At 71.1% G+C, this 13,887-nt stretch carries 10 protein-coding genes; 5 read left to right on the top strand and 5 right to left on the bottom strand.

Annotation, left to right across the window (positions count from 1 at the left end; genetic code table 11):
- Both ACZ51S_RS06475 and ACZ51S_RS06470 read right to left on the bottom strand, forming a co-directional pair.
- Nucleotides 1-1,452: an endo-1,4-beta-xylanase gene (locus tag ACZ51S_RS06475; RefSeq protein WP_468888198.1), complete on the bottom strand. Its 1,452-nt coding sequence runs from the start codon at nucleotides 1,450-1,452 to the stop codon at nucleotides 1-3.
- A 362-nt stretch (nucleotides 1,453-1,814) separates the two neighbouring features.
- On the bottom strand, nucleotides 1,815-2,786 hold the full coding sequence (locus ACZ51S_RS06470; RefSeq protein ID WP_468959921.1) for a glycoside hydrolase family 6 protein: 972 nt from the start codon (nucleotides 2,784-2,786) through the stop codon (nucleotides 1,815-1,817).
- 270 nt (nucleotides 2,787-3,056) lie between these two features.
- On the opposite strand from ACZ51S_RS06470, the gene ACZ51S_RS06465 reads away from it, so the two are divergent.
- Nucleotides 3,057-4,088, top strand: coding sequence for a LacI family DNA-binding transcriptional regulator (locus tag ACZ51S_RS06465; protein WP_468802689.1), 1,032 nt, complete (start codon nucleotides 3,057-3,059; stop codon nucleotides 4,086-4,088).
- Nucleotides 4,089-4,328: 240 nt separating this feature from the next.
- On the opposite strand, the gene ACZ51S_RS06460 is transcribed toward ACZ51S_RS06465, so the two are convergent.
- The 3 genes from ACZ51S_RS06460 to ACZ51S_RS06450 are packed head-to-tail and all read right to left on the bottom strand — an operon-like array spanning nucleotide 4,329 to nucleotide 9,055.
- Nucleotides 4,329-5,816, bottom strand: coding sequence for a glycoside hydrolase family 43 protein (locus ACZ51S_RS06460; RefSeq protein WP_468477785.1), 1,488 nt, complete (start codon nucleotides 5,814-5,816; stop codon nucleotides 4,329-4,331).
- Nucleotides 5,813-8,032 carry a glycoside hydrolase family 3 N-terminal domain-containing protein gene (locus ACZ51S_RS06455; protein WP_468477786.1) on the bottom strand — a complete coding sequence of 740 codons (2,220 nt, stop codon included), beginning with the start codon at nucleotides 8,030-8,032 and terminating at the stop codon, nucleotides 5,813-5,815. The genes ACZ51S_RS06460 and ACZ51S_RS06455 overlap by 4 nt, the downstream gene beginning before the upstream one ends.
- Nucleotides 8,033-8,041: 9 nt before the next feature.
- Entirely contained in the window at nucleotides 8,042-9,055 is a 1,014-nt protein-coding gene (locus ACZ51S_RS06450; RefSeq protein ID WP_468477787.1) for a LacI family DNA-binding transcriptional regulator, read from the bottom strand.
- Nucleotides 9,056-9,334: 279 nt separating this feature from the next.
- On the opposite strand from ACZ51S_RS06450, the gene ACZ51S_RS06445 reads away from it, so the two are divergent.
- The 4 genes from ACZ51S_RS06445 (at nucleotide 9,335) to ACZ51S_RS06430 (ending at nucleotide 13,858) form a co-directional block, all read left to right on the top strand.
- Complete coding sequence (locus tag ACZ51S_RS06445; protein ID WP_468959918.1) at nucleotides 9,335-10,633, top strand: extracellular solute-binding protein; 1,299 nt, start codon at nucleotides 9,335-9,337, stop codon at nucleotides 10,631-10,633.
- Nucleotides 10,634-10,709: 76 nt separating this feature from the next.
- Complete coding sequence (locus ACZ51S_RS06440; RefSeq protein WP_388932234.1) at nucleotides 10,710-11,615, top strand: carbohydrate ABC transporter permease; 906 nt, start codon at nucleotides 10,710-10,712, stop codon at nucleotides 11,613-11,615.
- Complete coding sequence (locus ACZ51S_RS06435; RefSeq protein ID WP_468477789.1) at nucleotides 11,612-12,442, top strand: carbohydrate ABC transporter permease; 831 nt, start codon at nucleotides 11,612-11,614, stop codon at nucleotides 12,440-12,442. The genes ACZ51S_RS06440 and ACZ51S_RS06435 overlap by 4 nt, the downstream gene beginning before the upstream one ends.
- Before the next feature lie 96 nt (nucleotides 12,443-12,538).
- Nucleotides 12,539-13,858 (top strand): glycoside hydrolase family 30 protein, encoded by a 1,320-nt coding sequence (locus ACZ51S_RS06430; RefSeq protein WP_468477790.1) that lies wholly within the window; start codon nucleotides 12,539-12,541, stop codon nucleotides 13,856-13,858.
- The last annotated feature ends 29 nt before the right edge of the window (nucleotides 13,859-13,887 follow it).

The following is a 13,887-nucleotide window of genomic DNA, read 5'->3' as shown; positions in this document are numbered from 1 at the left end:
TCAGGTGCGGGTCCAGCGCTGGTTGCTGCCGCCCGAGCAGGCGTAGAGCTGGATCAGGGTGCCGTTGGCGGTGCCGTTGCCGACGGCGTCCAGGCAGAGGCCGGACTGGACTCCGACGATGGATCCGTCCGAGTTCAGGCGCCACTTCTGGTTGTCGCCGCCCCAGCAGCTGTAGATCTGGACCTTGGTGCCGTTGCCGGTGCCGGCGGCGTCCAGGCACTTGTCGCCGTAGACCCTGAGCTCACCCCCGGCGGTGTACGACCACTGCTGGTTGGTGCGGCTGTTGCAGTCCCACAGGTTGAGCTGGGTGCCGTCGGTGGTACTGGCACCGGGGACGTCGAGGCACCGGCCCGAACCGACGCCCTTGACCTGCCCGGTGCCGGGCGTGGGGGTGGGAGTGGAGGAGCCGGCGTTGAGCGCGTTGAGCACGGCGGTGTACGCGGGCTTCTTGTTGCCGTTGCCGTCGAACAGCAGCGGCGTCTGCTCCGACCGCCAGGAGTCGGTGTCGCGCACGCCCCAGACGGTGATGCCGAGGCAGCGCGGGACGGCCAGGCAGTCGTTGGTCACGTTGGCGTAGGTCGTGGCCGAGGCGCCCTGGATGTCGAGCTCGGTTATCGCCACGTCGACGCCGAGGGCGGCGAAGCTCTGCAGGGTGGTGCGGAAGTTGCCGTTGTACGGGCTGTCGTTGTTGAAGTGGGCCTGGAATCCGACGCAGTCGATCGGGACTCCGCGCTGCTTGAAGTCCCGGACCATGGCGTACATGGCCTGCGTCTTGGCCCAGGTCCAGTTCTCGACGTTGTAGTCGTTGTAGCAGAGCTTGGCGGCCGGGTCGGCGGCGCGGGCGGTGCGGAAGGCGGCCTCGATCCAGTCGTTGCCGGTGCGCTGCAGGTTGGAGTCGCGCCGCGCGCCGGAACTGCCGTCGGCGAAGGCCTCGTTCACGACGTCCCACTGGGCGATCTTGCCCTTGTAGTGGGCCATCACGCCGTTGATGTGGTTGGTCATCGCCTGGCGCAGGGGGCTGCCGCTGAGGTTCTGCATCCAGCCGGGCTGCTGCGAGTGCCAGGCCAGGGTGTGGCCGCGTACCTTCTTGCCGTTCTGCACGGCCCAGTTGTAGACGCGGTCGCCCGCGGCGAAGTCGAACCGGCCCTGCTGGGGTTCGGTGGCGTCGATCTTCATCTCGTTCTCGGGCGTCACCATGTTGAACTCGCGGGCCGCGATCGAGGTGTACGCCGGGTCGCCCAGCCTGCCCGAGGCGACGGCGGTGCCGAAGTAGCGGCCGCTCTGCGCCGCCGCGCCGCCGAGCGTGCTTTCGGCGGCGTGCGAGGTCAGCGGAGCCACCAGCAGGGCGGCCGAACCGAGGACGCCGGCGACCAGCGCCGTACGGAGAACGCCGGCCTTCCGGCGGACGGCGGACGGGGGAATGGCGGACGGAGGAATGGCATTCGAGCCCATGAAAGAGCCTCCAGGAGAGAAATTCCACGGAAGGATGGGAACGCGGCAGAGCGAATCCGCGTGAACGACGCCCACGTCCAGGACCGCATCCATTGACAAAGGGCGCTCGCCGTCAGGGCGTGAATATCCGAGGCCGGCACCCGGCACCCGGCACCCGGGCGCAGACGGGGGGTATCGCCTCGGCCTCAGTCTGGAAACACCGCAGAAACATGTCAAGAGTTTCGTAAGTGTTTCGAGAATCCGGGCCCCCTCCGGTTAGTCCAATAGCCGCTTTTCATAGAACGATCCTCATCGAAAACATTTCGATGAGGATCGCTCGGCTGGGGCTGCGGCTGAAATGCCCGGGTGGAATCAGAACGTGGTCAGTAGCCGTAGACCATCTTGTACGCGACCTCCGGCAGGAACTGACCGGCCGTGGAGCCGGCCCCGACGCCGCAGTCGCCGTCGGACTCGCCGGGGACCTTGATCCACAGCAGCATCTCGGCACCGCCGCCGCGCTGGGTGGGCGTACCGATCCGGCGGCCGGTGGGGTTGCACCACTGGCCGTTGGAGCCGTTGCCGTTGCGGCTGGTGTCGACGACGAACGGTTTGGTGTAGCCGTAGGCTCGCAGGGCCGAGTTGACCGCGTTGCCGTAGGAGGTGTTCTGGTCGGTGGTGAAGTAGTTGGAGACGTTCAGCGCGAAGCCGCGCGCCCCGCCGACCCCGGCGGCGACGAGCTGCCGCGCCATGGTCGAGGCGTCGACCCAGCCGGGGTTCCCGGCGTCGAGGTAGACCCAGGTGTTGGGTGCCTTGGCGCGGAACTGGGCGATCGCGTTCTTCAGCATGGCGTTGCGCTCCGTGATCTGAGCGGGGGTCATGCAGCTTTCGTGGCCTAGCGCGTCGGGTTCGAGGACGACGACGGCCGGGCGGCTGCCGATACCACTGGCGAAGGCGGCGATCCAGGCGTCGTACGCGGCGCGGCTGCCGGCCCCGCCGCCGGAGTGACCGGCGCAGATGTCGCGGTTGGGGATGTTGTAGGCGACCAGGACCGGCAGCTTGTCGGAGGAGTCCGCGCGGCCGGCGTAGGCGCCAGCGGCGGCGGCGATGTCGCCGCTCCAGTTCCCGAACCAGCGGGCTCCCGGGGTGTTGGCGATGGAGGTCCGGATCGCCGCCGCCCGCCCGTCGCCGGGGTTCGCGTGGGCCCAGCGGAGCGCGGAGTTGTCGGGGTCGGTGTAGAAGCCGCTGGTCATGGTGGTCGGGTCGGCGGCGTATGCGGGGCCGGCGTTGAGCAGGGCGAGGCCGGCGGTGAGCGCACCGGCCAGCATGACGGACGCGGCTCGGACGGACTTGCGCATGGGTCTTCCTCCGGTGGGGGTGAGGAAATGGAAGCGCTTCCAGTTTTGATGGGGGGTCGGATCGCGCTGATGGGATGATTGGCGCCGCCGCCGGGGCGTGTCAAGAGGTTGAACGCAGAAGTACCGTTGGTGGCCGGTATGGCGTCATGGGTTGGAAGCGCTACCAGTTCCGGGCCGAGGACGGCGTTCACGGGCGGGTCCGAACCCGGGCGGCGCGTGGAATCATGGCCGCTGTTCGCCATCCGCGTGAGCCCGAGGAGCAGTCCGTCCATGGAGCCGTCGCCCAAGCGCATGCCGACCCTCGACGAGGTCGCCGCACGCGCCGGTGTGTCGCGCACGGCGGCCTCCCGGGTGATCAACAACGCCCCGAACGTCAGCCGCGCCAAGCGGGAGGCCGTCCAACGGGCGGTGCGCGAGCTGCGCTTCGTGCCGAATCAGTCCGCGCAGGCCCTCGCTACCCGCAGGGTGGGAGCAGTGGTGCTGGCGGTCGCCAGCGACGAACCGGGGCTGTTCGCGGACCCGTTCTTCGCGGAGGTCATCGTCGGCGTCAGCGCGGCGCTGGAACAGACCGAGCTGGAACTGATCCTGCTGCTGGCCAACACCCCGCGCGGCCGGGAGAGGTTCGAGCGGCTGCTGCGTTCCCGCCGGGCCGACGGCGTCATGCTGATGGCGCTGCGGGGCGACGATCCGCTGGGGCGCCTCGGCGAGGAGGCCGATCTGCCCGTCGTCTTCGGCGGACTCCCGCTCGTCGGGGAGCCCACGTGGTACGTGGACGCCGACAACCGGGGCGGTGCCCGCCTGGCCGCCGAGCACTTCGCGGGCACGGGCCGCCGACGGCCCGTCATGATCACCGGCCAGGTGGACACCAGGGCCGCGGTCGCGCGGGAACAGGGGTTCACCGACGGTCTGACCCTGTCGGGCCTGCCGCTGCTCGGGGTCGAGCCCGGGCAGTTCACCGAGGAGGGCGGTTCCGGGGCGATGGAGCGGCTGCTGCGGGCACACCCCGATGCCGACGCGGTGTTCGCGGCCTCCGACGCGATGGCCATCGGCGCCCTGCGCACCCTGCGGGAACGAGGGCTCCGGGTCCCCGAGGACGTCGCGGTGATCGGCTTCAACGACCTGGCGAGCGCCCGGCACACCAGCCCTCCGCTGACCACGGTCCATCAGCCGGTACGGGCACTGGGGCAGGAGATGGCCAGGATGCTGGTCAGGGCCATCGAAGGACACCGCCCCAGCCCGTTGATCCTCCCGACCCGCCTGACGGTGCGCGAGTCCGCCCCCGGTCCGTCCGCGCCCGCCTGACCGGTACGGGACGAGCTGCCACCGGCCGGCGGGGGCGCCGGCGTCCGGCACCTGCACGGCCGCGACGCCGGTGGCCTTGCTCGTGGCGCGGCGGCTGAAGGGCGGAACCGGCATGGCGAACTCCATGGTCCGTGGGGGTGGGGGTGCCGCGCACGAGGGAGGTCGGGCTTCGGCGGGCGTCGGGGACGAGGCGGCAGGCGGCGGTGGGGGACCGCCGCCTGCCGGCGGGCATACGCGGGGTCAGGGCCTGCCCGGCGGTTCCTGTGGGTTCGGGTACGTGATGTCGAACCCCGTGAAGTGGGCCCGGTTGGTGGAGGGACGGCCGTTGGAGGTGGCGTAGAGCCCGAGCTGGACGCTGGTGAACAGCGGGGTGAGGAAGGTGGCTTCGACGGTGGTGAGGTCCTGCCAGGTTCCCTCGGGGGCCGCGTGGGCGAAGGTGTGGCCGAAGCCGCGGATGCGGACCCCCAGGCGGACGGGGCCCGGGGGGACGGGAACGCCCGCCAGGACCTCGGCCCCGCGGCGGAGGCTGAGCCCTTCCGCGGTGAGGAGGAAGAGGAGGTGCGCGTCGTCGTCCACGATGACGGCGAGGCCCGCCTCTTCACCCGGTGCGGCGGGGGTGAAGCGCAGTTCGGTGGAGACGTCGCAGTCGGGCTGTTCCTGGGGGCGGGCCAGGAGCGACGGGGCGGCGCGTTCGCCGAGGCGCTCGGGGCGCAGCCGGAGGCGGAGCCCGTCGCCGGTGGTCCAGAACCGCTCCGGCGGTGTGCGCAGGCAGCTCCAGTCCGCGGAGAGCATGGCGAAGTCCTCGTGGACGGGGCGGCGGGGGCCGGTGTGGACGACGGGGGAGAAGACCGGCCGGCCCGCGTCCCAGCCGATCCGGCTGAGGAAGGTCTCGCGGCCGAGGGCGGAGCCGGGGCGGACGCCCAGGAGGACGGCCCGCCAGTCGCCGTCCGGGGTCCGGACGAGGTCGGCGTGCCCGGTGCAGGTGACCGGACCCGTGGCGGGCGGTAGCACCGGATTGCCGGGGACGCCCTCGTAGGGGCCGGTCACCCGGTCGGCGCGGGCGGCCACCACGCTGTGGTCCACATCGGTGCCGCCCTCGGCGGTGAGCAGGAGGTAGCCGCCGCCGGTCCTGTAGAGGTGCGGGGCTTCCGACCACCGGGCGCCGGCGTGGCTCCCCGACCACAGGACGTGCTCCGGTCCCGTCAGCCGTCGTTCGTGGGGGAGGTACTCGCGCATCCAGATCTCGGTGCGGCCCGCGGCGTCGTCCACGACTCGCGCGGCCGTGAACCAGGCCCGGCCCCCGCCCCGGCGGTTCCCGTCGCCGTCGCCGTCGTCCGGCCCCTCGTCGAAGAACAGCGACGGATCGAAGCCCTCACCCTCCAGCCAGTGGGGCTCCGACCACGGCCCCGCCGGGTCGGTCGCCGTGACGACGAAATGCCCGGGTCCGTCCATCAGCGTGCACACGAGGTGGAAGACCCCGTCATGGTGCCGGATCGTCGGTGCGAACAGGCCCCGGGAGGGCTCGCACCCGTCGAGGTCGAGCTGGGACGCCCGGTCCAGCGCGGAGCCGATGCGCCGCCAGTTCACGAGGTCGCGGCTGTGGAACACCGGAAGGCCCGGGAACCATTCGAAGCTGGACGTCACCAGGTAGTAGTCCGCCCCCACCCGGCAGACGGACGGGTCGGGCCGGAACCCGGGCAGCACGGGATCGCCGGAGAAACCGGTCATGGCACCGGGACGATCTCGACCGGCACGGACAGCACCCGGTCGGCCGCCGGGTGACGCACGGGGCCCTCCAGGACGAAGGAGCCCCGGAGCGGAAGATCACCGCTGGACCGTCCGACGGCCACGCCGATCTCCCCGGGCTCCACCCGTCTGCGCAGGTCGAGCCCGGTGAAGGAGGTCCGGTCGGCATGGACCGAGAAGGTGACCCGGGCGGCCGCGCCCGGCCGCAGTTCGACCCGGGCGAACCCGGCGAGCCACCGCCGCGGCCGGACGACGGAAGCCACGGGGTCGGAGAGGTACAGCTGGACCACTTCGGTCCCGGCCACCTCGCCGACGTTGCGTACGGTGACCGAAACGGCGACGGCCCCGTCCGTCGCGGCGGCGGGATCCACGGAGAGCTCCGAGCAGGTGAAGCTGGTCCAGCTCAGCCCGTGCCCGAACGGGAAGAGCGGGGTCGGGTCCACCGAGCTCCAGTCCGTGCGCCCGCCGAGCCTGGCGTGCAGGTAGGTGCCGGGCTGGCCGCCGGCCCGGCGGGGGATGGAGACGGGCAGCCTGCCGGACGGTTCCGCGGCACCGCTGAGGATCCGGGCCAGCGCCGTCCCGCCCTCCTCGCCGGGGAAGAAGGCCTGCACCACGGCCGACGCGCGCTCGGCCAGCGTGCCGAGCGCGTAGGGACGTCCGGAGACGAGGACCAGGACGGTCGGCACCTCCGAGTCCAGGACGGCGGAGGCGAGCGCCGCCTGGTCGCCGGGCAGGTCGAGGGTCTCGGCGTCGCAGCCCTCTCCGGAGGTGCCCCGGCCGAACATGCCCGCCCGGTCCCCGAGCACGAGCAGGTTCACGTCCGGATCGTCCGCGGTGACCGTGAACCCGGCGGCGGTGAGCGCCTGGCCGAGCGTCGGGATCTCCAGCCCGAGGTCACCGGGCAGCGCGACGTGGTTGGGGAAGGAGTAGCAGCCGAGGAAGGACTGGGGGTCGTCGGCGTGGGGCCCGCTGACCGCGACCCGGCACGGACGCAGCGGCAGGATGCCGTCGTTGGCGAGCAATACGGTGGACCGCTCGGCCAGGAGCCTGGCCAGGGCCCGGTTCTCCGGAGGGTCGAGGTCGACCGGCTCGGGCTTGAGGGGTTCCCAGTCGGGGTCGAGCAGGCCGAGCCCGGCCTTCTGGAGCAGGACCCGTTCCGCGGCCCGGTCGATGTGCTCCTCGGGCAGGCTTCCCGCCCGTACGAGTCCGGTGAGCGGCTCGCCGTAGCACCGGGCCGTGGGCAGTTCGACGTCGATCCCCGCGGTGAGCGCCAGCGCGCCGGCCGCGCCCCGCGATCCGGCGACACCGTGCCGGGTCTCCAGGAAGGAGACGGCGTAGTAGTCGGCGACGACCACACCGCCGAATCCGAGCTCGCCCCTCAGCAGTTCGGTCAGCAGCCCCTGGTCGGCGGCCACCGGGACGCCGTCCACGTCGGTGTAACTGTTCATCACCGACCGGGCGCCCCCCTCGCGCAGTGCCCGTACGAAGGGCTCGACCAGTACGTCGGCGAACTCGCGCGGTCCCGAGGCGACGGGGGCCATGTTGCGGCCGCCGCGCGAGGCCGAGTACCCGGCGAAGTGTTTGAGGGTCGCCACGATCCCGGCGCCCTCCAACCCCTGCACGTAGGCGGTGCCGATCGCTCCGACGAGGTAGGGGTCCTCGCCGATGCACTCCTCGGTCCTGCCCCACCGGTAGTCGCGGACCACGTCGAGCACCGGCGCCAGGCCCTGGTGGACGCCGACCCGCCGCATCCCCGCGCCGATGGCGGCGGCCATCCGGCGCACGAGCCCGGGGTCGAAGGAGGCGCCCCAGGCCAGTGGCCCGGGGAAGACGGTCGCTCCGAACGTCATGAACCCGGTCAGGCACTCCTCGTGGGCGATCGCCGGTATCCCGAACCGGCCGGCTCCGGTCACCCGCCGCTGGAGCGAGGCGAGCCGCTCCATTCCGGCTTCCGCGGTGATCGGCGCGGTGCCGTACACCCGGGTGAGCTGGCCGAGGCCGTGGGTGACGATGTCGTCGAGGCCGGGCGCGGACTCGCCGGAGTCGTCCTCCATCGGGGCGACGGGTGCGCCCGGATCCGAGGGCAGCGCCCAGAAGCCGGCGAGCTGACCCGCCTTCTCCTCCAGCGTCATCCGTTTCAGCAGATCGGCGACTCGTACGGACACGGGCAGGAGGGGGTCACGCCAGGGCTCGGTCAAGGAGTTCTCCTAGGAACGTGGCGGGGCGGTGGAGAGCCGGACCTTGAGCTCGGTCGAGAGCTCCATCCGGGGGCTGACCAGGGGCTGGCCGTCCAGGAGCTGGAAAAGGGTGCGGGCGGCGAGCCGGCCCATCTCCTCCAGTGGCTGGCGCACCGTCGTCAGCGGCGGTGACAGCCATTCGCACATCGGCAGGTCGTCGAAGCCGACCACGCTGAGGTCCCGCGGGACGCTCAGCCCGGCCTGCCGGGCGGCTTCGTAGACGCCCATCGCCTGCTGGTCGCTCCCGGCGAAGACGGCGGTCGGCGGTTCGGGGAGGGCGAGCAGTTCCCGGGCTCGCCGGAAGCCGCCCTCGTGCTGGAAGTCGCCGAACCGGATCAGGTCGCGGTCGACCTCGATCCCGGCCCGCTCCAGCGCGGCGCGGTACCCGTCGATGCGGGCCTGGCTGCAGAGCATCTCCTTGCGCCCGCCGATCGCGGCGATCCGGCGGTGCCCCAGCTCCAGCAGGTGCTCGGTGGCGGCGAGGCCGCCCGCCCAGTTGGTCGCGCCGATGCTCGGCACACCGTTGCCCGGCAGGTCGATCGGGTCGATGACGACCAGCGCCACCCCGGCCTGTTCGACCTGGGCACGCTGGGCCTGGGTGACCGAGGCGGTGACGAGGATGACGCCGTCGCTGTGGTGCAGGACCGGCAGCGCGGCCCAGCTCGAAGGCGTGGCCTCGCCCGGCGGGACGAGCGACACGACGGTGCCGACGCTGCGCCGGGCGCACTCGGCCTCGACGCCGCGCAGTATCTCCACCGCCCACGCGCTGTCCAGGCCGCCGATGATCAGGTCGACGAGGCCGGACCTGCGGGCCCTGGCCTGCGCGCCGGGGTGGAGGTAGTTGTGGGAGCGCAGCAGGCCCTCGATCCGTTCGCGTGTCGCGGGTGCGACGTCGGAGCGGCCGTTGACCACCTTGGACACGGTGGCCTGGGAGACCCCCGCCTCAGCGGCGATGACGGCCAGGGTCGGGCGCTGCTCGCTCAACTTCTCTCCTCCGCGCGGACGCCTTGGGCGGGCGACAGGTATCGCAAACTTTCGATGAGTCTCCGGGCGGCGCGACCGGGTTGTCAAGCGACAAGAAGCTTGTTGCTGAGGGAAATTCGGTAAGAAGGCTTGACCGTGAGCCTTCACGTTCCTAGTTTGTGGCAGCGTCAATTCGAGAATGTTACGAAAGATTTTCGAACCGGCTGAACCAGCGACGGGTACCGACTGACCGACCCGTACCGACCGACCCGAACCGGCATTCCCCACCCCGGAGGTCCCATGGCCAGCACACCCCCGAGTCGACGAACCTTCCTCGCGCTCTCGGGCCTGACCGCTCTGTCCGTCCCGCTCGCCGCGGCCTGCGGCGGCGGTGGCGGCGGCTCCGGCCCGGGGTCGGCGGCCGGCGGCAAGGTGTCCTTCGCGTGGTGGAACATCGCCACGACGGAGCCGGGCAAGTCCCTGTTCCCGCAGATCTCCTCGGCGTTCACGGCCGCTCACCCGGACATCACGATCAAGACCACCTCGTTGGAGAACGAGGCCTTCAAGTCCAAGCTGACGGCCGGCACTTCCTCGGGCAGGCTCCCCGACGTCTTCCAGACCTGGGGCGGCGGCGTGCTGCGGCAGCAGGTCGACGCGGGGCTGGTCGAGGACCTCACCGCGGCGTTCGGCTGGTCGTCCGAGCTCACCCCGGTCTCGCTGCAGGCCTACCAGTTCGAGGGCCGGACCTACGCGGTGCCGTACGACATCGGCATGGTCGGCTTCTGGTACAACAAGAAGCTCTTCGCCCAGGCCGGGATCACCGCTCCGCCGGCCACCTGGGCCGAGTTCCTCGAAGACGTCAGGAAGCTCAAGGCGGCGGGCGTCACTCCGATCGCCCTCGCGGGCAAGGAGAAATGGCCGGGCCACTACTACTGGGCCTACCTCGCGATGCGCGTCGCCGGCCTCCCGGCGCTCCAGCGGGCGGCGACCGCCAAGGACTTCACCGGCGCCGGCTTCGTCCGGGCCGGCGCCCACCTCAAGGAGCTGGTCGACCTCCAGCCGTTCCAGACGGGTTTCCTCGGCGCCGGCTACTCCACCCCCGGGGGCCAGGCCGCGACCATGGGCAACGGCAAGGCCGCCATGGAGCTGATGGGGCAGTGGGCGCCGTCGGTGCAGAAGGACGCTGGCGCGGACCTCGGAGCGGACCTGGGCTTCTTCCCCTTCCCGGCGGTCGAAGGCGGCGTCGGTCAGGTGACCGAGGTGTTGGGCGGTGGCAGCGGGTTCGCGCTGCGCAAGGGCGCCCCGAAGGAGGCACTGGACTTCCTGAAGTTCTTCGTCCTGGAGAACGAGTCCAGACTGCTGGCCTCCAACGGCTACCTGCCGGTGGTCAAGGGGGCGGAGAGCCAGCTCACCGAGCCCAACAGGAAGGTGGTGGCCGACAGCCTGGTGAAGGCGACGGGCTTCCAGCTCTTCCTCGACCAGGCCTACCCGCCCGCGGTGGGCCAGGAGGTCAACGACAGCGTGGCCGACCTCATGGCGGGCAAGAAGACGCCCGAGCAGGTCACCAAGTCGATCACCGAGGCTGCGAAGGGTGCCTAGCCCCGTGTCCACCCTGACCGAGGAGCGGACGCGGGACGCCGGGCCGGTGCGCCCGCCCGCCCCCGTACGGTCGCTCCTGCGCGGGCCGGGAAGCTGGGCGTCGGTCGCCTGGTTCCTCGTCCCGGCCCTGGTCCTCTTCCTCGTCTTCGTCCTCGCACCGATCGCGGTCGCCGTCTGGACCGGCTTCTTCACGTGGGGCGGGGTCGGCCCCATGGACGACTTCGCCGGCTTCGGGAACTACGCGAGGCTCTTCGGCGACCAGGTCTTCCTCGGCGACCTCGGGCGCGGGCTGTACCTGATCGTCCTGTCGGTCACGGTGCAGTTGCCCTTCGCGCTGTTCACCGCGGTCCTGCTCAACCAGCGGCTGCGGGGCCGGGCCGTCTACCGGGCGCTGTTCTTCGCGCCGTACATCCTGTCCGAGGTGGTCACGGCGGTCCTCTTCACGATGATCTTCCTTCCCGGCGCCGGCATGGCCGACCACCTCGCCGGCCTCCTCGGCCTGGAGGGGCTGCAGGGCAAGTGGCTCGCCGATCCCTCGACGGTCATGCCGACCCTGTTCGTGGTCATGACCTGGAAGTACTTCGGGTTCCACATGATGCTCTTCCTCGCAGGCCTGCAGGGCATTCCGGCCGAGATCCTCGAAGCCGCCTCCATCGACGGCGCCGGCGCCTGGCAGCGCTTCCGGAACGTGACGCTTCCGCTGCTCGGGCCGACGATCCGGATCAGTGTCTTCCTCTCGATCATCGGGGCCATCCAGCTCTTCGACCTCGTCTGGGTCATGACGGCGGGCGGGCCCAACCACTCCTCCGAGACGATGGCCATCTCGATGTTCCAGTTCGGCTTCAAGCGCTACCAGGTCGGCTACGCCAGTGCGATCAGCGTGGTGCTGTTCATGATCAGCCTGGTCTTCTCCCTCTTCTACCAGCGCTACGTGCTCCGCCGTGACCTGAGCGGGGCCATCACCTCGGGAGGCGGCCGATGAACGCCCGCAGGACGGTACGGGGCCTGTCGCTGCACGCCGTGGTCTGGCTGATCGGCGCGTTCGTCGTCGTGCCGCTGGTCTACGCGGTGATCTCCGGGTTCAAGAGCACCGGAGAGCTGACGACCAACCCGTTCGGGCTGCCGGAGCACTGGGAGACCGGCAACTACACCGGCATCCTCGGCGAGGGGATGTTCTGGCGGCAGATCGCCAACAGTGCGGGCATCGCGATCGGCACGACGTGCTGCACGGTGGCGGCGTCCGCGATGGCGGCGTTCGTGCTGGCCCGCTACGCCTTCCGGGGCCGGGAGCTGTTCTACACGCTGTTCACGATCGGGCTCATGTTCCCGTTCGCGGTGGCCGTACTGCCGTTGTTCCTGCTGCTGCGCACCTTCGGACTGCTCGACAACCCGCTCGGGGTGATCCTCCCGCAGGCGGCCTTCGGGCTCCCCATGACGATCATCATTCTGCGCGGCTTCTTCCGGACCATCCCGGCGGAGGTCGAGGAGGCGGCCGTCATGGACGGCTGCGGCAAGTTCCGCTTCTTCTGGAAGATCCTGCTGCCGATGGCCCGTCCGGCGCTCGGCACGGTGTCGGTGCTGGCGATCGTCGCGAGCTGGAACAACTTCTTCCTGCCGCTGCTGGTCTTCAACGACCCGAAATGGCAGACGATCCCGGTCGGAGTCCAGCAGTTCCAGGGCCAGTACTCGACCGACTACGCGCTCGTCCTCGCCTACATCGTGCTCGCCATGGTCCCCGCCCTCGCGTTCTACGCCGTCGCCGAGCGGCAGCTGATCGGCGGCCTCACCGCGGGCGCCACCAAGGGCTGACCCGTCCCGCGCGACCTCCACCCCCGAGGAGACATCGTGAAACGCCTGACCGCACTCGCACTGCCATTTTTGTTAGCGCTAACATCAGCGACGGCCGTGGCCGCCCCCGCGCGCGACGCCATCGACTTCCGCACGGCGCTCCAGCCCATCGACGGATTCGGCTTCTCGATGGCCTTCCAGCGGGCCGACCTGCTGCACGGCGCGCGCGGCCTCGGCCCGGCCAAGCGGCGCGAAGTCCTCGACCTGCTGCTCAGCAAGGACAAGGGCGCGGGCCTGTCGATCCTGCGTCTGGGCATCGGGTCGTCGACCGACAGGGTCTACGACCACATGCCGACGATCCTGCCGGCCGATCCCGGCGGCCCGGACGCCACGCCGGAGTACGTCTGGGACGGCTGGGACGGCGGCCAGGTCTGGCTCGCCAAGGAGGCCAAGTCCTACGGCGTCGAACGGTTCTACGCCGACGCCTGGAGCGCCCCGGCCTTCATGAAGACCAACGGGAGCGAGAACGACGGCGGCGAGCTGCGGCCCGAATGGCGTCGGGCCTACGCGGACTACCTCGTCCAGTACGCGAAGTTCTACCGGCAGGAAGGCATCGGGATCACCGACCTGGGATTCACCAACGAACCCGACTGGACGGCGGCCTACGCCTCGATGCGGTTCACCCCGCGGCAGGCCGTCGACTTCCTCAAGGTGCTCGGGCCGGCCGTCCGCGCGTCCGGACTGAAGACCGGGCTGGTCTGCTGCGACGCCGCCGGCTGGGACCGGCAGGTCGCCTACACCCGGGCCATCGAGGCGGACCCCGCCGCCGCCAGGTCCGTGCGGACCGTCACCGGCCACCGCTACAGCGGCCCGACAGCCGTCCCGCAGCCGACCGGCAAACCGGTGTGGATGTCGGAATGGTCCCCGGACGGGGCCACCTGGAACGAGAACTGGGACGACGGCAGCGGCTACGACGGTCTCGCCGTCGCCGCCGACATCCAGAACACCCTGACCACCGGCAACGCCAGTGCCTACGTCTACTGGACCGGCGCCTCCCTCGGCGCGACCCGGGGGCTCATCCAGCTCGCCGACCCCGGTGACGACTACCGGGTGTCCAAGCGGTACTGGGCCCTGGCCGCCTTCAGCCGCTTCATCCGGCCCGGCGCCGTCCGCGTTCCGGTCACGCACGCCGACCAGGCACTGAAGATCACGGCCTTCCGCAACACCGACGGCAGCCGCGTCATCGAGATCCTCAACACCGCGACCACCGAAAGCTCCGCCGCGTTCTCCCTCCGCGGCGCGCACGACCGGCACCCCGACGGCTACGTCACCGACGGAACCCGCTCGATCACCCCGGCCGACGTCGTCTCCACGCACGGCACGACCCTCACGGCGACACTCGCCCCGCGCGCGCTCACCACGATCGTCCTCGACTGAACCGCCCGCACCCCGAGGAGCAACCCGCC

Source organism: Streptomyces sp. NPDC034043, from assembly GCF_055575675.1.
This window is presented reverse-complemented; position numbering and strand designations above follow the sequence as displayed.